Below are 16,606 nucleotides of genomic sequence, written 5' to 3' on the forward strand. Positions count from 1 at the left end.
ATTCTACAAGTCATGAAAGTCTTCTAGCTGACTGATTTTAACCATATAAAGGCATTAAGCCATAATTGAAAACCACACACTCTACCTGATAAAATGCGAGAAGCAACCAATTATTTTTTCAAGGGAGCCCTATTATGCAAGACGATCTACCGTACATTACAAAAACAGAGTTACTTGAAAAAGCTAACGATATCATACAGAAACATGACGAATATATTCACGGTATGTTTGTAGACACCGTGGAGCAGCATCGTGGTACGCTGGTTTTTAAAGGGGAATTCTTTCTCGATGAAAATGGTATCCCAACATTAAAAAGTACCGCTGCTTTTAATATGTACAAACATCTTGCCCATGTTCTTTCAGAACAATACCAATTACGTGAAAATGATTAATTAACATTCAATAATTGATAAAAAATTACCGGCTTCAGTGCCGGTAATTAATAGTAGAATTAAAACAGAATATTTGCGAGGCGACTATTCATTTATAACATTGGTTTTTGGCCACGCTGCCACCAACGCAATAAAAGGTTATCAACACTATTTGCTGCGCTTCCCATGACTTTATCCACCATTTTTTTACTTAGAACATAACGGACACCAACAATCTCTTTAGCATCAACTGCATCAATAATAATGTCATCACTGACGCCAATGCTATCCACAAGCCCTTTTTCTAACGCCTGTGACCCGTACCAGTATTCACCCGTTGCAACCTTATCAATATCTAATGACGGACGATTTTGATGAACAAATTGCTTGAAAAGATCATGCGTTGAATTTAAATCTTCCACAAACTTTTTACGGCCTTGCTCGGTATTTTCCCCGAGTAATGTCAGCGTTCTTTTATATTCACCTGCCGTATGAAGTTCAACATCAACATCATGTTTTTTCAATAAGCGATGAATATTAGGAATTTGTGCCACAACACCAATTGAGCCAATAATAGCAAATGGTGCAGCAACAATTTTATCTGCAATACAGGCCATCATATAGCCACCACTTGCTGCCACTTTATCAACAGCAACCGTCAACGGAATATTCTTTTCTTTTAAACGACGTAATTGTGATGCTGCAAGCCCATAACCATGGACCATACCGCCAGGGCTCTCCAAACGCAGCAAAACTTCATCTTGTGTATCAGCAACAGCCAGAACTGCACTGATTTCCTCCCTCAAAGATGCCACTTCGCGTGCATCCATGCTGCCTTTAAAGTCTAAGACATATAAACAGGGCTTTTTAATGGATGTTTGCCCAAGTTTAGCCCCTGATTTCTCACTTTTTGATTTTGCTTTTTGCTGTTTTTTGAATGCCTTGAGCCATGCTTTATGCTCAGATTCATTCATTTTCACTTGCTGCATCTGACGCTGGCGTTCGCGATAATTCTCACCCAAATCAGTGAGTTTTAACGAACCTTTAGCACTTTGGCGACGCATACCTACACCAAAGACAAAAACAGCCAGCAAAACGATAGCCACCACGATAGTGACAACTTTTGCTAAAAATAATCCATACAAAGAGAAATACTCCACAACATGATCCTTCTGATATTTATCTTCAACACAAAAATAATCTCACGATTATGGGTAAACAACCAGAAAAAATCGTATTTCACACCATAAACTACGTAGATATCTATGTTAGATTAGCCAAAAAACCAAATCAGTGCGATGATACCGTTACATTTAATTCACAATCATAGGAAAGAATATGCTTCAATATCAGCCTAGACAAGACCTATTGAAAGGCAAAACGATACTCATAACTGGCGCAGGCGATGGCATTGGTCGTGAAGCCGCCCTGACCTATGCCCGATTCGGTGCATCATTGGTTCTTGTCGGAAGAACGCAACATAAATTAGACGCTGTTAGCCAAGAAATCACTGCAATTTCTGGCAAGAAATCGCCATGTTATGTTTTAGATTTATTGACAGCAACCAATGAAAACTGCCAATCATTAGCCACGAAAATATCTAACACTGTTCCTTATCTAGATGGCGTCTTGCATAATGCGGGTATTCTTGGTGTTGTCGCCCCCATTTCAGAACAACCGCCTCAACTATGGCATGATGTCATGCAGATCAACGTCAATGCGACCTTTATGCTTACGCAATCCCTACTCCCCTTACTCTTGAAAGCGCCAAATCCATCATTAGTTTTCACAAGTTCGAGTGTTGGGAAACAAGGCCGCGCTGGTTGGGGAGCTTACGCTGTTTCTAAATTTGCAACAGAAGGTCTAATGCAAGTGCTTGCTGAGGAATATAAAAATAGTCATTTACGCGTTAACTGCATTAATCCTGGAGGAACCAGAACCAGTATGCGTGCCAGCGCATTCCCCGAAGAAGACCCCGAAAAACTCAAAACCCCAGCAGATATTATGCCTATTTACATTTATTTAATGGGTGATGATAGCATCCGTAAAACAGGCAGCAGTTATGATGCACAACCAGGCCGTAAACCAGGTGCAGCGGAGTAATTTATTATGTCACAAAGCCGACATGAAGAACGTCAACAACGCTTAAAAGAAAAAGTCGATGCGCGTATTGAAGCCGCTCAAATTGAGCGTGGGATTATCATCATCTTCACTGGCAACGGCAAAGGTAAAACGACCGCCGCATTTGGTACGGTTTGTCGTGCCATCGGCCATGGTAAAAAAGCGGCTGTTGTGCAATTTATTAAAGGAAGTTGGGATAATGGTGAACGTGAACTCTTAGAGCCGCTTGGAGCGCCTTTTTTTGTAATGTCCACTGGCTTTACGTGGGAAACACAAAATAAAGAGACGGACACACTAGCCTGCCTTGAAACCTGGCATCATGCAAAACGACTTTTAAGTGATCCTCAATATGATTTGGTTGTCTTAGATGAGCTAACCTATATGGTCAGCTATCATTACCTTGGGTTAGACGACGTTATACAAGCCTTGCTAGATCGTCCTGCCAACCAATCCGTCATCATTACAGGTAGAGGATGCCACCGTGATTTAATTAATTTAGCGGATACAGTTACTGAAATGCGCCCTGTTAAACATGCGTTTGATGTTGGTATTAAAGCGCAAAAAGGCATTGACTGGTAAACGATAAAAGTTAACTTAGCAATTATAAGCTAAAATAAGACTATTGCTAAGTTCTCTTTTTATGCATGATAAGTTTAATCAAACCATCTTGCGTGTTAATTTAATCATTCGCATATATTCCCAATTCGGCTTTAATTATATCGACCATTTTTACAATATAAATTCAGGCCATAAGTTATTCTAATGATTAAACTCGCCTTTTCCCTATTTAATATAAACTAGTACGTGTTACCCCTTGAGTAAACATACCGAAAATCACAATACAGAAAGAAATTTAACCAACTGATAAAAAACAAGTTAAATACAAAATAACGCATTTATTCTAGCTTTATTCATACTAAGTTATTATTCAATACCGAATAAAAACTTAACTCATGTTAACATTATTAATTTTATTTAATTTTATATTTCCGCATAATTAAATTGCAATAATGGATTGTTAGTTATTTTAGATATTGTCTATTTTAATTTAAGGGATATATATGCAAAACGTTTCAATGAATACTTTCAATGCACCTAAATTGAAATTCAAACCTTTATTTCTGTGTGTTTCAATGATTGTCGGTTCAACAACGGTTGCTCAAGCCGCTATTACGCCAACAAATGGCGCTGGAGTAATGGTTCAAGGTAATGGTCCAACCATTGTTTATATTAATAAACCGTCTGAAAGCGGTGTTTCTCACAATATTTATAGCCAATTTGATGTTGACCAAAAAGGCGTTATTTTAAACAATAGTGCAGGCCTTTCTAATACCACAATAGGGGGTAAAATTGGCGGTAATGGCAATGTCGCAGGTAAACGGGCAAAAGTGATCCTAAATGAGGTCAACTCAAATACGGCAACAACATTAAACGGCATGATTGAAGTCGCTGGCGGTAAAGCGCAAGTGATTGTCGCAAATGCATCAGGTATCACCTGTAATAACTGCGGATTTATTAATACCAACCGCACCACATTAACTACGGGTAAAGTTTCCTTAGATGGCAATAACTTAGTCAATGACTACAATGTGCAGCAAGGAAAAATTGCCATCAATGGTAGTTTCAATGCAAACTCACCTACTGATATAATTGCACGCTCTGTCGCGATTAACGGTGCTGTCACAGCTCAACGTCTAAACGTTATTGCAGGGAATAACCGTGTGAATTCCGCTGGTGATGTTATTGGTACGACAACAGCCATTGGTGCAAAACCAAGTATTGGTATTGACGTTTCCGCCTTAGGCGGCATGTATGCGAATAAAATTTCGTTAATGGCGACCGAAACAGGTGTTGGCGTATCTAACGCAGGTGATATCGCTTCACATAATGGTGCAATTACCATTGATAGCGCAGGCACCGTCAATAATATTAATGGCAACATTCACTCAGCAAATACCCTCTCGATTAATGCGACTGGGCTGACAAATAGCGGCACTATTTCCGCAGCAAAAAGTGTCAACATTCAGGCTGCAGGCACAGGTGCAATTAATAACGATCGTGGGCACATTACGTCCCTGAACAACGATGTAAATTTAACGACGTTAGGTACTTTGTCAAATAACAACGGAACCATTGAAGCCCAACAAAATGTGACCACGTTATCTGATACTATCGTCAATGATAATGGGTCATTTAAAGCCACTCGAGGTGACCTCAACGTCCATTCTACCAATGTAATCTATAACCGCGATAATATGGGGAATCCAAATGATCCAGCGAAGGGTTTTATTGCTGGTCAAGATATCACTATTGATGCCGTTCGTATTGTGAATGAGAACTCCAACATCACTGCGGGTCGTGATATCACCTTAAACGCACAAAACTCTATCGAAAACATGGCTAACAGTAAGATTGTGGCACAGCGACGTGCTGAGGTGAATACCATGTATTTAACACAGTCTAATTCAGAGTTAAATGCTGTTAAAGGCCGTATGGATCTTGATGCTTCTGTCGCATTGACTAATGACCCTCGTTCAAAAATTCATAGTGGTAAACTACTGAATATCAATGCAAACCAATTAACAAACTCAGGTTCAATTATTTCTGATAATGGCAAAACAGAAATAAAGTCCAATATACTCAGTAATCGTTCTGGTTATATTAAAGGTAAAAACTTAACAATAACTGCGCATAATATTGATAACCAATCTGGTTTAATTAACGCTGAAAGCAACTTAGATATTGAAACTAGCCATTTAAACAATAACTATAGTGCTGATTTTAAAAACGTAAACGCACAATTTGGTTTAACAGACCAAAATGGTGGTTTGCAAACCAATGATGGTACTATCAAAGTTAAAAGTGATAACCTTTATAACGTATATGGTTCAATCGCAGCCAATGCGAATAATAACGTTGCCTCACGCAGCGATATTGATATTAAAACAAAAGCAACCCTGAACAATAATTATGGCCAAATTACGGGGATTAATAACCATAATGTGGGTGCTGGTACACTCGATAATTATGCAGGAAAAATGGTATCTGGCAAAAACATGACCATTGAAGCTAAAAATCGCGTGAATAACCAATATGGAACTATTAGCTCTAACAATACGACGAAGGTCACTAGTCCAATTGTAACAAGTGGAACAACAGGTTCTATCACGGGTAACCGTGTTGTTATTGACGCAATTGTGAATAACTAACTGTCATTCAAGTATTAAAAAAGGCGACCTCCAAGTCGCCTTTTTCATATTCAAAATTCAATTAGAATTCAGAATTAATCACCACTTCTTCACCAAAACGCCCTGCTTTTGGCAGCGGTTGATAAGATGAGTTGGCTGCACGTAAAATACGAACGCCACGAATACCTAGTTCATGAGCCGCTGCAATATCCGCATCTGCATCTCCATAATAAATAGTTAATTTATGGTCACGCATCCAACTTACTTTATTATTTTGGCCAGGCTCATCACCCGCAAAAATAACAGGTTGCATTTTATCGGCTGGGATCGCCAAGCCTTCTTGAACGTACTTAGTCACAGTTTCAGTTTTCGTTTTAGTACGGCCAGTAATAAAATAAACGGTATCTCCTCGGTCTAAGTGCATTTTGACTAAATCAATACCCACTTGTTTTGGCATACTGAATTTGTCCCACTCATTATTCATTTTCTCCCAAAACTGCTGATTTTTCAAATAACTAAAATCATTTGGGGAAAACTCGAGTTTACCACGGTAAAAACCTGGGCTAGAAAATAACACTGTATCATCGATATCAAAGCCAACTGCCATTGGCGCTTTACCTTCTAGGCTTTGTTTAATTTGTTCAATAGAAACCCAATGAATAGGTTGCTGCTGCGCTAATTCAACAACGGTAACGCCTGGGCTGACAGTTTCTGGCATTGGTATTTTGGCTTGAGACGTTGCCGTAAACGTTAAAGCTAATGCAACCGCGCTCAGCGTCAGTGTTATTTTTTTCATCTTTTATCCTTATCGAGTTTACCCACTTAGAAACCATTCTTTATTCACTTGGATAAACCACATTTTTATATGTAAGTAATAGACATTGCTGCTTATCGTGTTCAGGTGTTTATAAGTACATTTTGCAGCAATTATGTGAGTTAAATCTCACATAGAGCTTGATGTTAAGTTTTTTTGTTACATTAAAATGAGACTTAAATCTCATTTTAATTATCTATTACAGACAAGTGTTGTGATTCTGTGACCTAAACCCGCAATTTACAGACACATACAGACAGTAAGCTGTAATTTTTAGGCAATAAAAAAGCGATGGTGTTATGCCATCGCTTCTTAAATAATGATAACGCAGTAATTAGATGCGTGTACGACGCTTCGCTGTCGGGCCTGAAGATTGACGCTTAGATGCAGGGCGTGATGCCACTTGAGTATGACGTTTCACAGCACGACGAATTTGATTCGCTTTGATTCTACGTTGATCACGTTCAACCGCCACTTTACTTTCTGTTTCAGCTGGCAGCTCAACTAATTCACGCAAATAGTTAGTTTGCTCTAAACCCAGCTCCGTCCAACCACCACGCGGTAGCCCTTTTGGCAAATCGATATCACCATAACGCACTCGGATCAAACGGCTAACTTGTACACCAACCGATTCCCACAAACGACGGACTTCACGATTACGCCCTTCTGTTAACGTAACATTGAACCATTGGTTCATCCCTTCACCACCACGATAAGAGACAGTTTTAAAGGACGCAGGACCATCTTCAAGTTGAACACCTTGGGTCAACTGGCGAATTTTTGCATCGTTAACTTCACCAAAAACCCGCACTGCGTATTCACGCTCAACTTCACGGCTTGGGTGCATTAAACGGTTCGCTAACTCACCATCGGTTGTGAATAACAGTAACCCACTAGTATTCACATCAAGACGACCTACCGCAATCCACCTTGCCCCTGTCAGTTTTGGCAAACGCGTAAAAACGGTTGGACGCCCTTCAGGATCGTGGCGAGTACACAATTCACCTTCAGGTTTGTAATAGGCCATCACACGGCAAATTTCTTTTTCCGCTTCTTTAATCGCTAATAAACGACCATCTAAACGAATTTTGGTTGATGCTTTGACTTCGACACGGTCACCCAAAGTGGCGATTTTACCGTCTACGCTGATCCGACCTGCTTGCAGGAAGGTTTCGATTTCACGACGTGAACCATGCCCTGAACGAGCAAGGATTTTTTGTAATTTCTCTGTATTTTGCGGTTTAGCGCTCATGTAACCCTCTACTGTCGCCTTCACAGGCGTCAAATAACTTTTCATCGAGTAAAAAAACGAGTGCAAAAAGTCATAAATTTGAAAACCCGCGCATTATACACAGGTTTCCCCTGAACCCCTATCTTTTATCACCTTATCGCACATTCGCTACCTAAATAGCTTATTTATTCAAAGGGTGATGGATCCCCTGTGCCAACACGGGCTACAACAGGTGTATCATCAGTAAAATCAATGACTGTGGTAGGTTTCTGTCCGATATAACCACCGTGGATCACTAAATCCACTTGTTTATCTAATAAATCACGAATTTCTTCTGGATCAGATTGGGTAAAATCATCACCAGGCATAATTAAACTCGTTGACATCAGTGGTTCGCCAACCGCTTCAAGTAAATCTCGTGCAATCGGATTTGATGGTACGCGCAGGCCGATTGTCTTACGCTTTTCATTCATTAAACGACGAGGGACTTCTTTGGTGGCTTTTAAGATAAATGTATAATTACCTGGGGTATTATTCTTAATTAAACGAAAAACTGTATTATCTACGTGTGCATAATTAGAAAGCTCAGAAAGATCACGGCACATTAATGTAAAATTGTGGTTAGTATCTAACTGACGGATACGACAAATTCGCTGCAATGCATCTTTTTCTTCTAAACGACATCCAATGGCATACCCCGAATCAGTAGGATAAACAACCACACCGCCTTTATTTAGAATTTCAACACTTTGACTGATTAACCGAGCTTGCGGGTTATCCGGATGGACATAAAAAAACTGGCTCATATATACCTCAACAATTTGGTATCGACAGCATCACCCGGCAAAATACCTAAAAATGGCACTATCTCTTTGCTCAATCGAATGATTGATTTTAATCTAATCACTCTATGTATAGTATTATTTTACACCGACCGACCAATACATCAATGAATTAGCGATTTTTTACGTCCTGCCACAATGTCCAAACTGCTTGCTCATCATTTGGTAACCATAGGTTTCGCCCTAATTCAATCCAAGAACAAGGACGGTGAAAATCAGACCCCACAGATGTTCGTAAATCCGCCATTTTAGCCAATTCAGCTAAATATTGTTTTTCATTAGGGGGTTGCTGGCAATGGGAAATTTCCATCGCATCGCCCCCATGCTCTTTAAAATAAGCAATCACACGTTTTAACCATTTATTTGAAAGCTGATATTTAGATGGATGCGCTAAAACAGCCACGCCGCCAGCGGCATGAATCGCCGCAATGGACGCTTCAATACTACACCATGTTGCAGGCACATAACCTGTTTTGCCTTTAGACAAATAGCGTTTAAATACATTGTTGATGGTTTTTTCTTTGCCTATTTTCATAATATATTGCGCAAAATGAGCTCGGGTAACTTGCCCGCCACCCGATATACTTTGGGCGTTCTCCCACGCATCTTCAATGCCCGCTTTTTGTAAACGGCGCCCTATCTCAATACCCCGAGCTTCACGACGAGCCGATTGCTCCGTAAGTAACGCAACCATTGCTGGGTGTTCAGAGGTGAAATTTAAACCGACGATATGGATTTCAATATTTTCCCAAAGTGTTGAGATCTCAACACCATTCACTAACTCAATCGGCTTTTCGTTATCGCGTATATACTGTCTTGCCTGTATTAAGCCATCACACGTATCGTGGTCAGTGATCGCTAGAACATTGACGCCTTTTTCAATGGCTCGCTCGATTAATTCCTCTGGCGTTAAATCCCCATCAGAGGCTGTCGTATGGCTGTGTAAGTCGTAGCGAGTCAGTAGCGGTGTAGATACAGGTTGCAAGGTGATATCGTCTCCAATTTCCATAAATAGCTATTTTTTCCTAATAAATTAACAAAATACTTGACACTTCAAGTGCGATCCAGTTTACTAGTACGCAAGATGGCTTACAGCCAATAACATTCAGTTTATCCAGTGAGGCACATTATGGCTTTAATTAACTTAACAAATCGTTGGTGGCGTGACTTCCCAAATTGGGCGGAAGCCGCACGCGCATAGTTAAACCATGCCTCAGTGCCAAACCCGCCCTTCATACGGCGGGTTTTTTAATGTCAAAAATTAGCGTAAGGCAACAAAATGAACAAACAAAACACCACATTAGCACATTTTACGTATCTGGATAGCCCAATTAACTATCAGCCAGACCCAACGTTGTTATTCAATCACTTATGCCATGCAATTCCATCAACCATGTTGCTGGAGTCAGCTGAAATCAATAATAAAGCTAACTTACAAAGCTTATTGATTGTTAACAGCGCATTGCGTATTCGCGCTTTTGGCCAACGCGTTGAAGTTGAAGCGTTAACATTAAACGGCCAAGCCTTGCTGCCATTATTGTTAACGCAACTTTCTGGGGTAATTTCCACCCATACCATTGAAACGGCATTATTAGTTGTCACCTTCGAGCAACCTAACCCTGCTTTAGATGAAGACAGTCGTTTAAAAGCAGCATCATGCTTAGACGTGTTACGTGCATTACCTGCCTTAGCTCAAACTTATTCGACTAAGCCAGAAACGGTATTTGTAGGAGGCTTATTTGCCTATGACCTTGTGGCAAACTTTGAGTCCATCCCTGACGTTAAAACTGTCAATCAGTGCCCTGATTATTGTTTCTTCGTCGCGGAACACTATTTAGTGATCGACCATCAAAACCAAGCGGCTCGCATTAAAAGCTGTGTTTTCAATCAAGATGAACAAACGCTGGCGTCAGTTAAACAACGCCACAATGAAATTATTGCATCTTGCCGTCCATTTTTGCCCGCACTCCCTTTGCAAAGCGAGCCTAACTTTCAAGTTACACTGAGCAAAAACGACCAAGAATATGGCGCTATTGTCATATCATTAAAAGAGGCAATTTATCGTGGAGATATCTTCCAAGTAGTGCCCTCACGAAAATTCACCATGCCTTGTTCACATCCACTGATTGCCTACCAAAAATTAAAAGCGCAAAACCCAAGTCCTTATATGTTTTATATGCAAGATCAGGATTTTACGCTATTTGGCGCATCACCAGAAAGTGCATTGAAATATGCCACCAGCGACCGGAAGGTCGAAATTTACCCTATCGCAGGCACTCGCCCACGCGGTCGTGATGCTCAAGGAGATATCGACCTCGATTTAGACAGCCGCATTGAACTATCAATGCGTACAGATGAAAAAGAGCTAGCAGAGCACATCATGCTTGTTGATCTTGCACGTAATGATCTTGCCCGTATCTGTGAAGCAGGCACCCGCTATGTGGCTAACTTAACCAAAGTTGATCGTTATTCCTTTGTGATGCATCTCGTTTCCCATGTTGTGGGAACATTACGTCACGATTTAGACATTTTTCATGCTTATCAAGCCTGTATGAATATGGGCACATTAACGGGAGCCCCCAAAGTGAAAGCCATGCAATTAATTGCGCAGTATGAACAACAGCGTCGTGGCTCCTATGGCGGTGCGGTGGGTTATTTCAACGGCAGAGGTGATTTCGATACTTGTATCGTGATCCGCTCAGCCTATGTAGAAGATGGCATTGCGACTGTGCAAGCTGGTGGTGGCGTCGTATTGGATTCGTTCCCTCAAGCTGAAGCAGATGAAACGCGCAATAAAGCACGCGCCGTGATCCGTGCGATTGCCCAAGCCCACCAAGTGAAGGAGTTATTCTAATGGCGAATATTTTACTGCTCGATAATGTGGATTCTTTCACTTACAACTTGGTCGATCAACTGCGTGCGAATGGCCACCAAGTCGTTATTTACCGTAATACCGTGAGCTCAGAACATATTTTATCTGTATTAAACCAAATGAACTCACCAATTTTAGTGTTATCACCAGGGCCAGGAAAACCGAGTGAAGCAGGCTCTATGCCTGAAGTCTTAAAACAGGTTATCGGCAAAATTCCTGTGATTGGTATTTGTTTAGGCCATCAGGCTATTGTTGAGGCTTACGGTGGTGTTGTCTCTTCCGCGGGGGAAATACTACATGGTAAGGCTTCACTTGCTACCCACGATGGGCAAGCGATGTTTGCTAATCTCGAAAATCCTGTTTCAGTCGCGCGCTACCACTCTTTAGTGGGTAGCCAAATTCCTGAAACACTGACTATTAATGCGCAATCCAACGGAATGGTCATGGCCGTGCGAAATGAGCAAGACAAAGTGTGTGGATTCCAATTTCACCCTGAATCTATTTTAACCACTCAGGGTAAACAGTTGTTAGAAAATACTGTGGCATGGGCTCTTTCTACACCCAATGCAAGCACCACGACTCATTCGCACTAACGGGATATAGAGAGCCAATTATGCAAAATATTTATGATAAATTATTCAACGCGCAGCCACTGACACAACAAGAAAGTCAGTATTTATTTAATGCCATTATTCAAGGTGAATTAACCGAACCACAACTGGCAGCCGTACTTATCAGTATGAAAATGCGTGGTGAACAACCTCAAGAAATTGCAGGTGCCGCCCTTGCCTGCTTAGAAAATGCCCAACCATTCCCTCGACCTGATTATCAATTCAGTGACATTGTGGGTACGGGGGGAGATGGCGCAAACAGTATTAACATTTCAACGGCTAGCGCATTTGTAGCCGCTGAAGCTGGAATTAAAGTCGCTAAACATGGCAATCGCAGCGTATCTAGTCGTTCTGGATCATCAGATTTATTAGCGGCCTTTGGTATTGCACTTGATTTAAGCGCTCAAAGTGCTCGGGACATTTTGGATGATTTAGGCGTGTGTTTCTTATTTGCCCCTCAGTACCATAGTGGTTTTCGCCATGCAGCACCTGTTCGTTCACAACTGAAAACACGAACATTATTTAACGTCCTTGGGCCATTAATCAACCCAGCTCGCCCACCCATCGCGTTAATCGGCGTTTATCAAGAAGCGCTGGTAAAACCCGTCGCTGAAACCTTAGATATGCTTGGTTTTACCCGTGCAGCTGTGGTACACAGTGGAGGGATGGATGAAGTTTCACTTCATGCCACAACCCAAGTTGCTGAATTAAAAGACGGTGTGTTACATCATTACCAATTAACCGCCGACGATTTTGGCTTAACACCGTATCAATTACGTGATTTGGAAGGCGGCACTCCTGATGAAAACCGTATTCTACTGACCCAGTTATTACAAGGCCATGGTAAAGCCGCTCACGAGGCTGCAGTCGCGGCTAATGTGGCAATGTTAATGCGGATTAATGGCCATGAAGATTTAAAACAAAATAGCGAACATGCTCTCTCAATTATTCGCAGCGGCAAATCATTCGACCGAGTCACTGCGCTCGCGGCAAGGAACCAGTAAAATGAAAGCGACTGTATTACAAAAGATTGTTGATGACAAAGCCGTTTACCTTGTTGAACGTAAGGCTAAACAGCCCTTAGACAGTTTCATTGACACATTACAGCCAAGTCAACGCAGCTTCTATGATGCATTAAGCGCTAAGCGCCCAGTGTTTATTTTAGAATGTAAAAAGGCGTCTCCTTCAAAAGGGTTAATTCGAGAAAATTTCGATCCCGAAGTGATTGCGAAGACCTATGCCCCCTACGCATCTGCGATTTCCGTCCTCACTGACGAAAAATATTTCCAAGGCAATATGGATTATCTGACGATTGTCAGTAACACAGTTAAGCAACCTGTTTTATGTAAAGATTTTATTATCGATCCATACCAAATATACCTTGCACGTCATTATCAAGCTGATGCTATCTTATTGATGTTATCGGTATTAAATGACGAAGAATATGTGGCCTTAGCGAATGTTGCACATCAATTAAATATGGGCATTCTAACGGAAGTCAGTAACGAAGAAGAATTAGAACGAGCCATAAAATTAAAATCTAAAGTGGTCGGTATTAATAACCGTGACTTGCGTGATTTATCCATTGATTTAAATCGTACCCGCGAATTAGCACCGCGTTTAGCACCAGAAACAATTGTGATCAGTGAATCTGGTATTTATTTACACCAGCATATTCAATCTCTTAGCCAATATGCTAACGGTTTTCTGATTGGTAGCGCTTTAATGGAACAAGATGACCTTGCAAAGGCACTACAAAAATTGCTCGTTGGTGAACATAAAGTGTGCGGCTTAACCCGTGAACAGGATGCAAAAACCGCTTTCGACGCGGGTGCTTGTTTTGGAGGATTAATATTTGCTGAATCCTCCCCTCGGAAAGTGACACTGTCACAAGCTGAACGTATTGTTCATTCCGCCCCGCTAAAATATGTTGGTGTATTTCGTAATCAATCGGCCGATTTTGTCGCGCATATCGCGAAAAAGTTAGCGCTCTTTGCCGTGCAGCTACACGGTAATGAAGACCTACAATATATTCAAGAAGTTCGCTCTCAATTACCAAGTTATTGTGAAGTGTGGAAAGCGCTGGATATGTCGCAAGCAAACGTATCTGAATACGAAACTCAAGATATTGATGTTCTATTACTCGATAACGGGCAAGGCGGAACAGGTAAAAGTTTCAATTGGTCGGCCATTCCAACAACTGCAAAGCAAAAGCTAATGATAGCGGGCGGATTAAATCCTCAAAACTGCCTTCAGGCCGCGAAATTGCTGTGTAATGGGCTTGATTTTAATTCTGGTGTCGAAATTGAGCCTGGTATTAAGAGTGAGCAAAAAATTAAGTTAGTGTTATCAACGTTGCTGGCTGAATCAACAATCCAATAAAGCAATAAGATAAGGCTAAACAATAATTACGTTTTAACTGATGAGATGGATAACAAATAATGAGCAAATTAGATCCGTATTTCGGTGAGTTTGGTGGGCAATATGTGCCAGAGATTTTAATCCCTGCACTCAATCAATTAGAAGATGCCTTTATTGCCGCACAAGACGACGCAGAATTTATCAAAGAATTCCATGACCTACTTAAAAACTATGCAGGTCGTCCGACAGCTTTGACCCTCTGCAAAAATCTCACTGCAGGCACCAAAACAAAGTTGTATTTAAAGCGTGAAGACCTGCTTCATGGTGGGGCGCACAAAACAAACCAAGTTTTAGGCCAAGCGCTACTGGCTAAACGTATGGGCAAAACAGAGATTATCGCTGAAACAGGTGCGGGGCAACACGGTGTTGCGACAGCATTAGCTTGTGCGCTTCTCAACATGAAATGCCGTATTTATATGGGCGCTAAAGACGTTGAGCGTCAATCCCCTAACGTATTTCGCATGAAACTGATGGGCGCAGAAGTTATCCCTGTCCATAGTGGTTCCGCCACCCTAAAAGATGCTTGTAATGAAGCACTGCGAGACTGGTCTGGCAGCTACGATAACGCGCATTATCTACTGGGCACTGCCGCTGGCCCACACCCTTACCCAACCATCGTGCGTGAATTTCAACGCATGATTGGTGATGAAGCAAAACAGCAGATTCTTGAAAAAGAAGGCCGTTTACCCGATGCAGTGATTGCGTGTATTGGTGGTGGATCCAATGCCATTGGCATGTTTGCGTCTTTTATCCCTGAAGAAAATGTCAATCTTATTGGCGTTGAACCTGCAGGTTTAGGTATCGAGTCAGGGCAACATGGCGCACCATTAAAACATGGACGCGTGGGTATCTACTTTGGAATGAAGTCCCCAATGATGCAAACTCGCGAGGGACAAATAGAAGAATCTTATTCAATATCTGCAGGGTTAGACTTCCCTTCAGTTGGGCCACAGCATGCACATTTAAATAGCATCGGTCGTGCTGAATATGTCTCTATTACCGATGATGAAGCATTAAATGCCTTTAAACTTTTATCTCGCAAGGAAGGCATTATACCTGCGTTAGAATCTTCTCATGCTTTAGCTTATGCGTTAAAAATGGCAGAACAAGAACCCAATAAAGAGCAATTATTAATTGTGAATTTATCAGGTCGCGGCGATAAAGATATTTTTACTGTGCATGATATTTTAGCTAACAAAGGGGAAATTTAATGGAACGTTATAACCAACTTTTTGAACGTCTAAACAGCCTAAATCAAGGTGCTTTCGTTCCCTTTGTGACATTAGGTGATCCCGATGCTGAAACATCACTGAAAATTATTGATGCTTTAATTGAAGGTGGCGCTGATGCGCTAGAGATTGGTATTCCCTTTTCAGATCCTCTGGCAGATGGCCCGACAATTCAAAACGCCAACCTGCGAGCATTTAAAAGTGAAATTACACCCACAATTTGCTTTGAATTATTAAGCCGCATTCGAGCAAAACACCCAACCATGCCAATCGGTTTATTGGTATATGCAAACCTCGTTTTTACAAATGGAATTGAAAATTTCTATATCCGTTGCCAGAAAGCAGGGGTTGATTCTGTATTAGTTGCAGATGTTCCCATGAGTGAATCAAAACCTTTTCGTGAAGCTGCCCTTACCCATAATATTGCCCCTATTTTTATTTGCCCTCCTAATGGTGACGATGCCTTATTACAACAAATCGGCGAACATAGCCGTGGGTATACTTACTTATTATCAAGAGCTGGTGTGACGGGTACTGAACAACGTGCTCAAATGCCATTAACACATTTGGTCGATAAGCTCAAGCAATATCAAGCCGCACCTGCACTCCAAGGGTTTGGCATTTCTGAACCAGAACAAGTCACCGAGGCAATTAAAAATGGTGCCGCTGGTGCCATTTCAGGCTCTGCTGTGGTTAAAATTATTGAAAATAACCTTGATAAGCCAGATGTCATGCTAAAAGCATTAACTGAATTTGTAACTAAAATGAAAGTAGCCACACAAAAATAATATATTTAAAATTTTAGCCACCCTATTTTACTGGGTGGCTTTTTTTTAAAAAAAAATATTAAATACGCAATATTAGGATTAATTGCTTATTTATTTATCTAACTTATTTTTATTTATT

13 protein-coding genes, 1 pseudogene and 1 other annotated feature are annotated in these 16,606 nt (G+C 41.0%); of the genes and pseudogenes, 9 read left to right on the forward strand and 5 right to left on the reverse strand.

Annotation, left to right across the window (positions count from 1 at the left end):
- Positions 1–134: 134 nt before the first annotated feature.
- Entirely contained in the window at positions 135–392 is a 258-nt protein-coding gene (locus PR808_RS18545; RefSeq protein WP_206086098.1) for a DUF2498 family protein, read from the forward strand.
- Positions 393–484: 92 nt separating this feature from the next.
- Here the strand turns inward: PR808_RS18545 and sohB are convergent, their stop codons facing one another.
- The gene (sohB, locus tag PR808_RS18550) at positions 485–1,531 is read right to left on the reverse strand and encodes a protease SohB (protein WP_206086099.1); all 1,047 of its coding nucleotides are present in this window, start codon (positions 1,529–1,531) and stop codon (positions 485–487) included.
- 178 nt (positions 1,532–1,709) lie between these two features.
- Between sohB and PR808_RS18555 the strand changes: the two genes are divergently transcribed.
- The 3 genes from PR808_RS18555 to PR808_RS18565 all read left to right on the forward strand — a co-directional run bounded on the left by PR808_RS18555 (position 1,710) and on the right by PR808_RS18565 (position 5,701).
- The gene (locus PR808_RS18555) at positions 1,710–2,474 is read left to right on the forward strand and encodes a YciK family oxidoreductase (RefSeq protein WP_272539862.1); all 765 of its coding nucleotides are present in this window, start codon (positions 1,710–1,712) and stop codon (positions 2,472–2,474) included.
- A gap of 6 nt (positions 2,475–2,480) precedes the next feature.
- Complete coding sequence (cobO, locus tag PR808_RS18560) at positions 2,481–3,071, forward strand: cob(I)yrinic acid a,c-diamide adenosyltransferase (RefSeq protein ID WP_206086101.1); 591 nt, start codon at positions 2,481–2,483, stop codon at positions 3,069–3,071.
- Between the two features lie 482 nt (positions 3,072–3,553).
- Complete coding sequence (locus tag PR808_RS18565; RefSeq protein ID WP_272539863.1) at positions 3,554–5,701, forward strand: two-partner secretion domain-containing protein; 2,148 nt, start codon at positions 3,554–3,556, stop codon at positions 5,699–5,701.
- Between the two features lie 61 nt (positions 5,702–5,762).
- Here PR808_RS18565 and aphA read toward each other — a convergent pair whose 3' ends face one another.
- The 4 genes from aphA to rnm form a co-directional block, all read right to left on the reverse strand.
- Positions 5,763–6,476, reverse strand: coding sequence for an acid phosphatase AphA (gene aphA, locus PR808_RS18570; RefSeq protein ID WP_225819487.1), 714 nt, complete (start codon positions 6,474–6,476; stop codon positions 5,763–5,765).
- 352 nt (positions 6,477–6,828) lie between these two features.
- Complete coding sequence (rluB, locus tag PR808_RS18575; protein ID WP_206086104.1) at positions 6,829–7,746, reverse strand: 23S rRNA pseudouridine(2605) synthase RluB; 918 nt, start codon at positions 7,744–7,746, stop codon at positions 6,829–6,831.
- A gap of 164 nt (positions 7,747–7,910) precedes the next feature.
- Entirely contained in the window at positions 7,911–8,531 is a 621-nt protein-coding gene (locus tag PR808_RS18580) for an L-threonylcarbamoyladenylate synthase (protein WP_206086105.1), read from the reverse strand.
- 148 nt (positions 8,532–8,679) lie between these two features.
- Entirely contained in the window at positions 8,680–9,576 is an 897-nt protein-coding gene (gene rnm / locus PR808_RS18585) for an RNase RNM (protein WP_206086106.1), read from the reverse strand.
- 141 nt (positions 9,577–9,717) lie between these two features.
- Positions 9,718–9,820, forward strand: a sequence feature (Trp leader region).
- 26 nt (positions 9,821–9,846) lie between these two features.
- Here rnm and PR808_RS18590 point away from each other — a divergent pair.
- From PR808_RS18590 to trpA, 5 genes and pseudogenes are all read left to right on the forward strand, one after another.
- Complete coding sequence (locus PR808_RS18590; RefSeq protein ID WP_272539864.1) at positions 9,847–11,421, forward strand: anthranilate synthase component 1; 1,575 nt, start codon at positions 9,847–9,849, stop codon at positions 11,419–11,421.
- A pseudogene (gene trpD, locus PR808_RS20735) lies at positions 11,421–13,054 on the forward strand (bifunctional anthranilate synthase glutamate amidotransferase component TrpG/anthranilate phosphoribosyltransferase TrpD). Before PR808_RS18590 ends, trpD begins: the two are co-directional and overlap by 1 nt.
- 1 nt (position 13,055) lies before the next feature.
- Entirely contained in the window at positions 13,056–14,432 is a 1,377-nt protein-coding gene (gene trpCF / locus PR808_RS18605; RefSeq protein ID WP_206086110.1) for a bifunctional indole-3-glycerol-phosphate synthase TrpC/phosphoribosylanthranilate isomerase TrpF, read from the forward strand.
- Positions 14,433–14,491: 59 nt separating this feature from the next.
- On the forward strand, positions 14,492–15,682 hold the full coding sequence (gene trpB, locus PR808_RS18610; protein WP_272539865.1) for a tryptophan synthase subunit beta: 1,191 nt from the start codon (positions 14,492–14,494) through the stop codon (positions 15,680–15,682).
- Complete coding sequence (trpA, locus tag PR808_RS18615; RefSeq protein WP_206086112.1) at positions 15,682–16,488, forward strand: tryptophan synthase subunit alpha; 807 nt, start codon at positions 15,682–15,684, stop codon at positions 16,486–16,488. Before trpB ends, trpA begins: the two co-directional genes overlap by 1 nt.
- Positions 16,489–16,606: the final 118 nt, after the last annotated feature.

Source organism: Providencia sp. PROV197, assembly GCF_028479625.1.
GTDB lineage: Bacteria > Pseudomonadota > Gammaproteobacteria > Enterobacterales > Enterobacteriaceae > Providencia > Providencia vermicola.

What these genes read in the sequence shown, in the direction of transcription:
- PR808_RS18545 (WP_206086098.1), top strand. Translation starts at nt 135, where the DNA reads ATGCAAGACGATCTACCGTACATTACAAAAACAGAGTTACTTGAAAAA.
- PR808_RS18555 (WP_272539862.1), top strand. Translation starts at nt 1,710, where the DNA reads ATGCTTCAATATCAGCCTAGACAAGACCTATTGAAAGGCAAAACGATA.
- cobO (WP_206086101.1), top strand. Translation starts at nt 2,481, where the DNA reads ATGTCACAAAGCCGACATGAAGAACGTCAACAACGCTTAAAAGAAAAA.
- PR808_RS18565 (WP_272539863.1), top strand. Translation starts at nt 3,554, where the DNA reads ATGCAAAACGTTTCAATGAATACTTTCAATGCACCTAAATTGAAATTC.
- aphA (WP_225819487.1), bottom strand. Translation starts at nt 6,476, where the DNA reads ATGAAAAAAATAACACTGACGCTGAGCGCGGTTGCATTAGCTTTAACG.
- rluB (WP_206086104.1), bottom strand. Translation starts at nt 7,746, where the DNA reads ATGAGCGCTAAACCGCAAAATACAGAGAAATTACAAAAAATCCTTGCT.
- PR808_RS18580 (WP_206086105.1), bottom strand. Translation starts at nt 8,531, where the DNA reads ATGAGCCAGTTTTTTTATGTCCATCCGGATAACCCGCAAGCTCGGTTA.
- rnm (WP_206086106.1), bottom strand. Translation starts at nt 9,576, where the DNA reads ATGGAAATTGGAGACGATATCACCTTGCAACCTGTATCTACACCGCTA.
- PR808_RS18590 (WP_272539864.1), top strand. Translation starts at nt 9,847, where the DNA reads ATGAACAAACAAAACACCACATTAGCACATTTTACGTATCTGGATAGC.
- trpCF (WP_206086110.1), top strand. Translation starts at nt 13,056, where the DNA reads ATGAAAGCGACTGTATTACAAAAGATTGTTGATGACAAAGCCGTTTAC.
- trpB (WP_272539865.1), top strand. Translation starts at nt 14,492, where the DNA reads ATGAGCAAATTAGATCCGTATTTCGGTGAGTTTGGTGGGCAATATGTG.
- trpA (WP_206086112.1), top strand. Translation starts at nt 15,682, where the DNA reads ATGGAACGTTATAACCAACTTTTTGAACGTCTAAACAGCCTAAATCAA.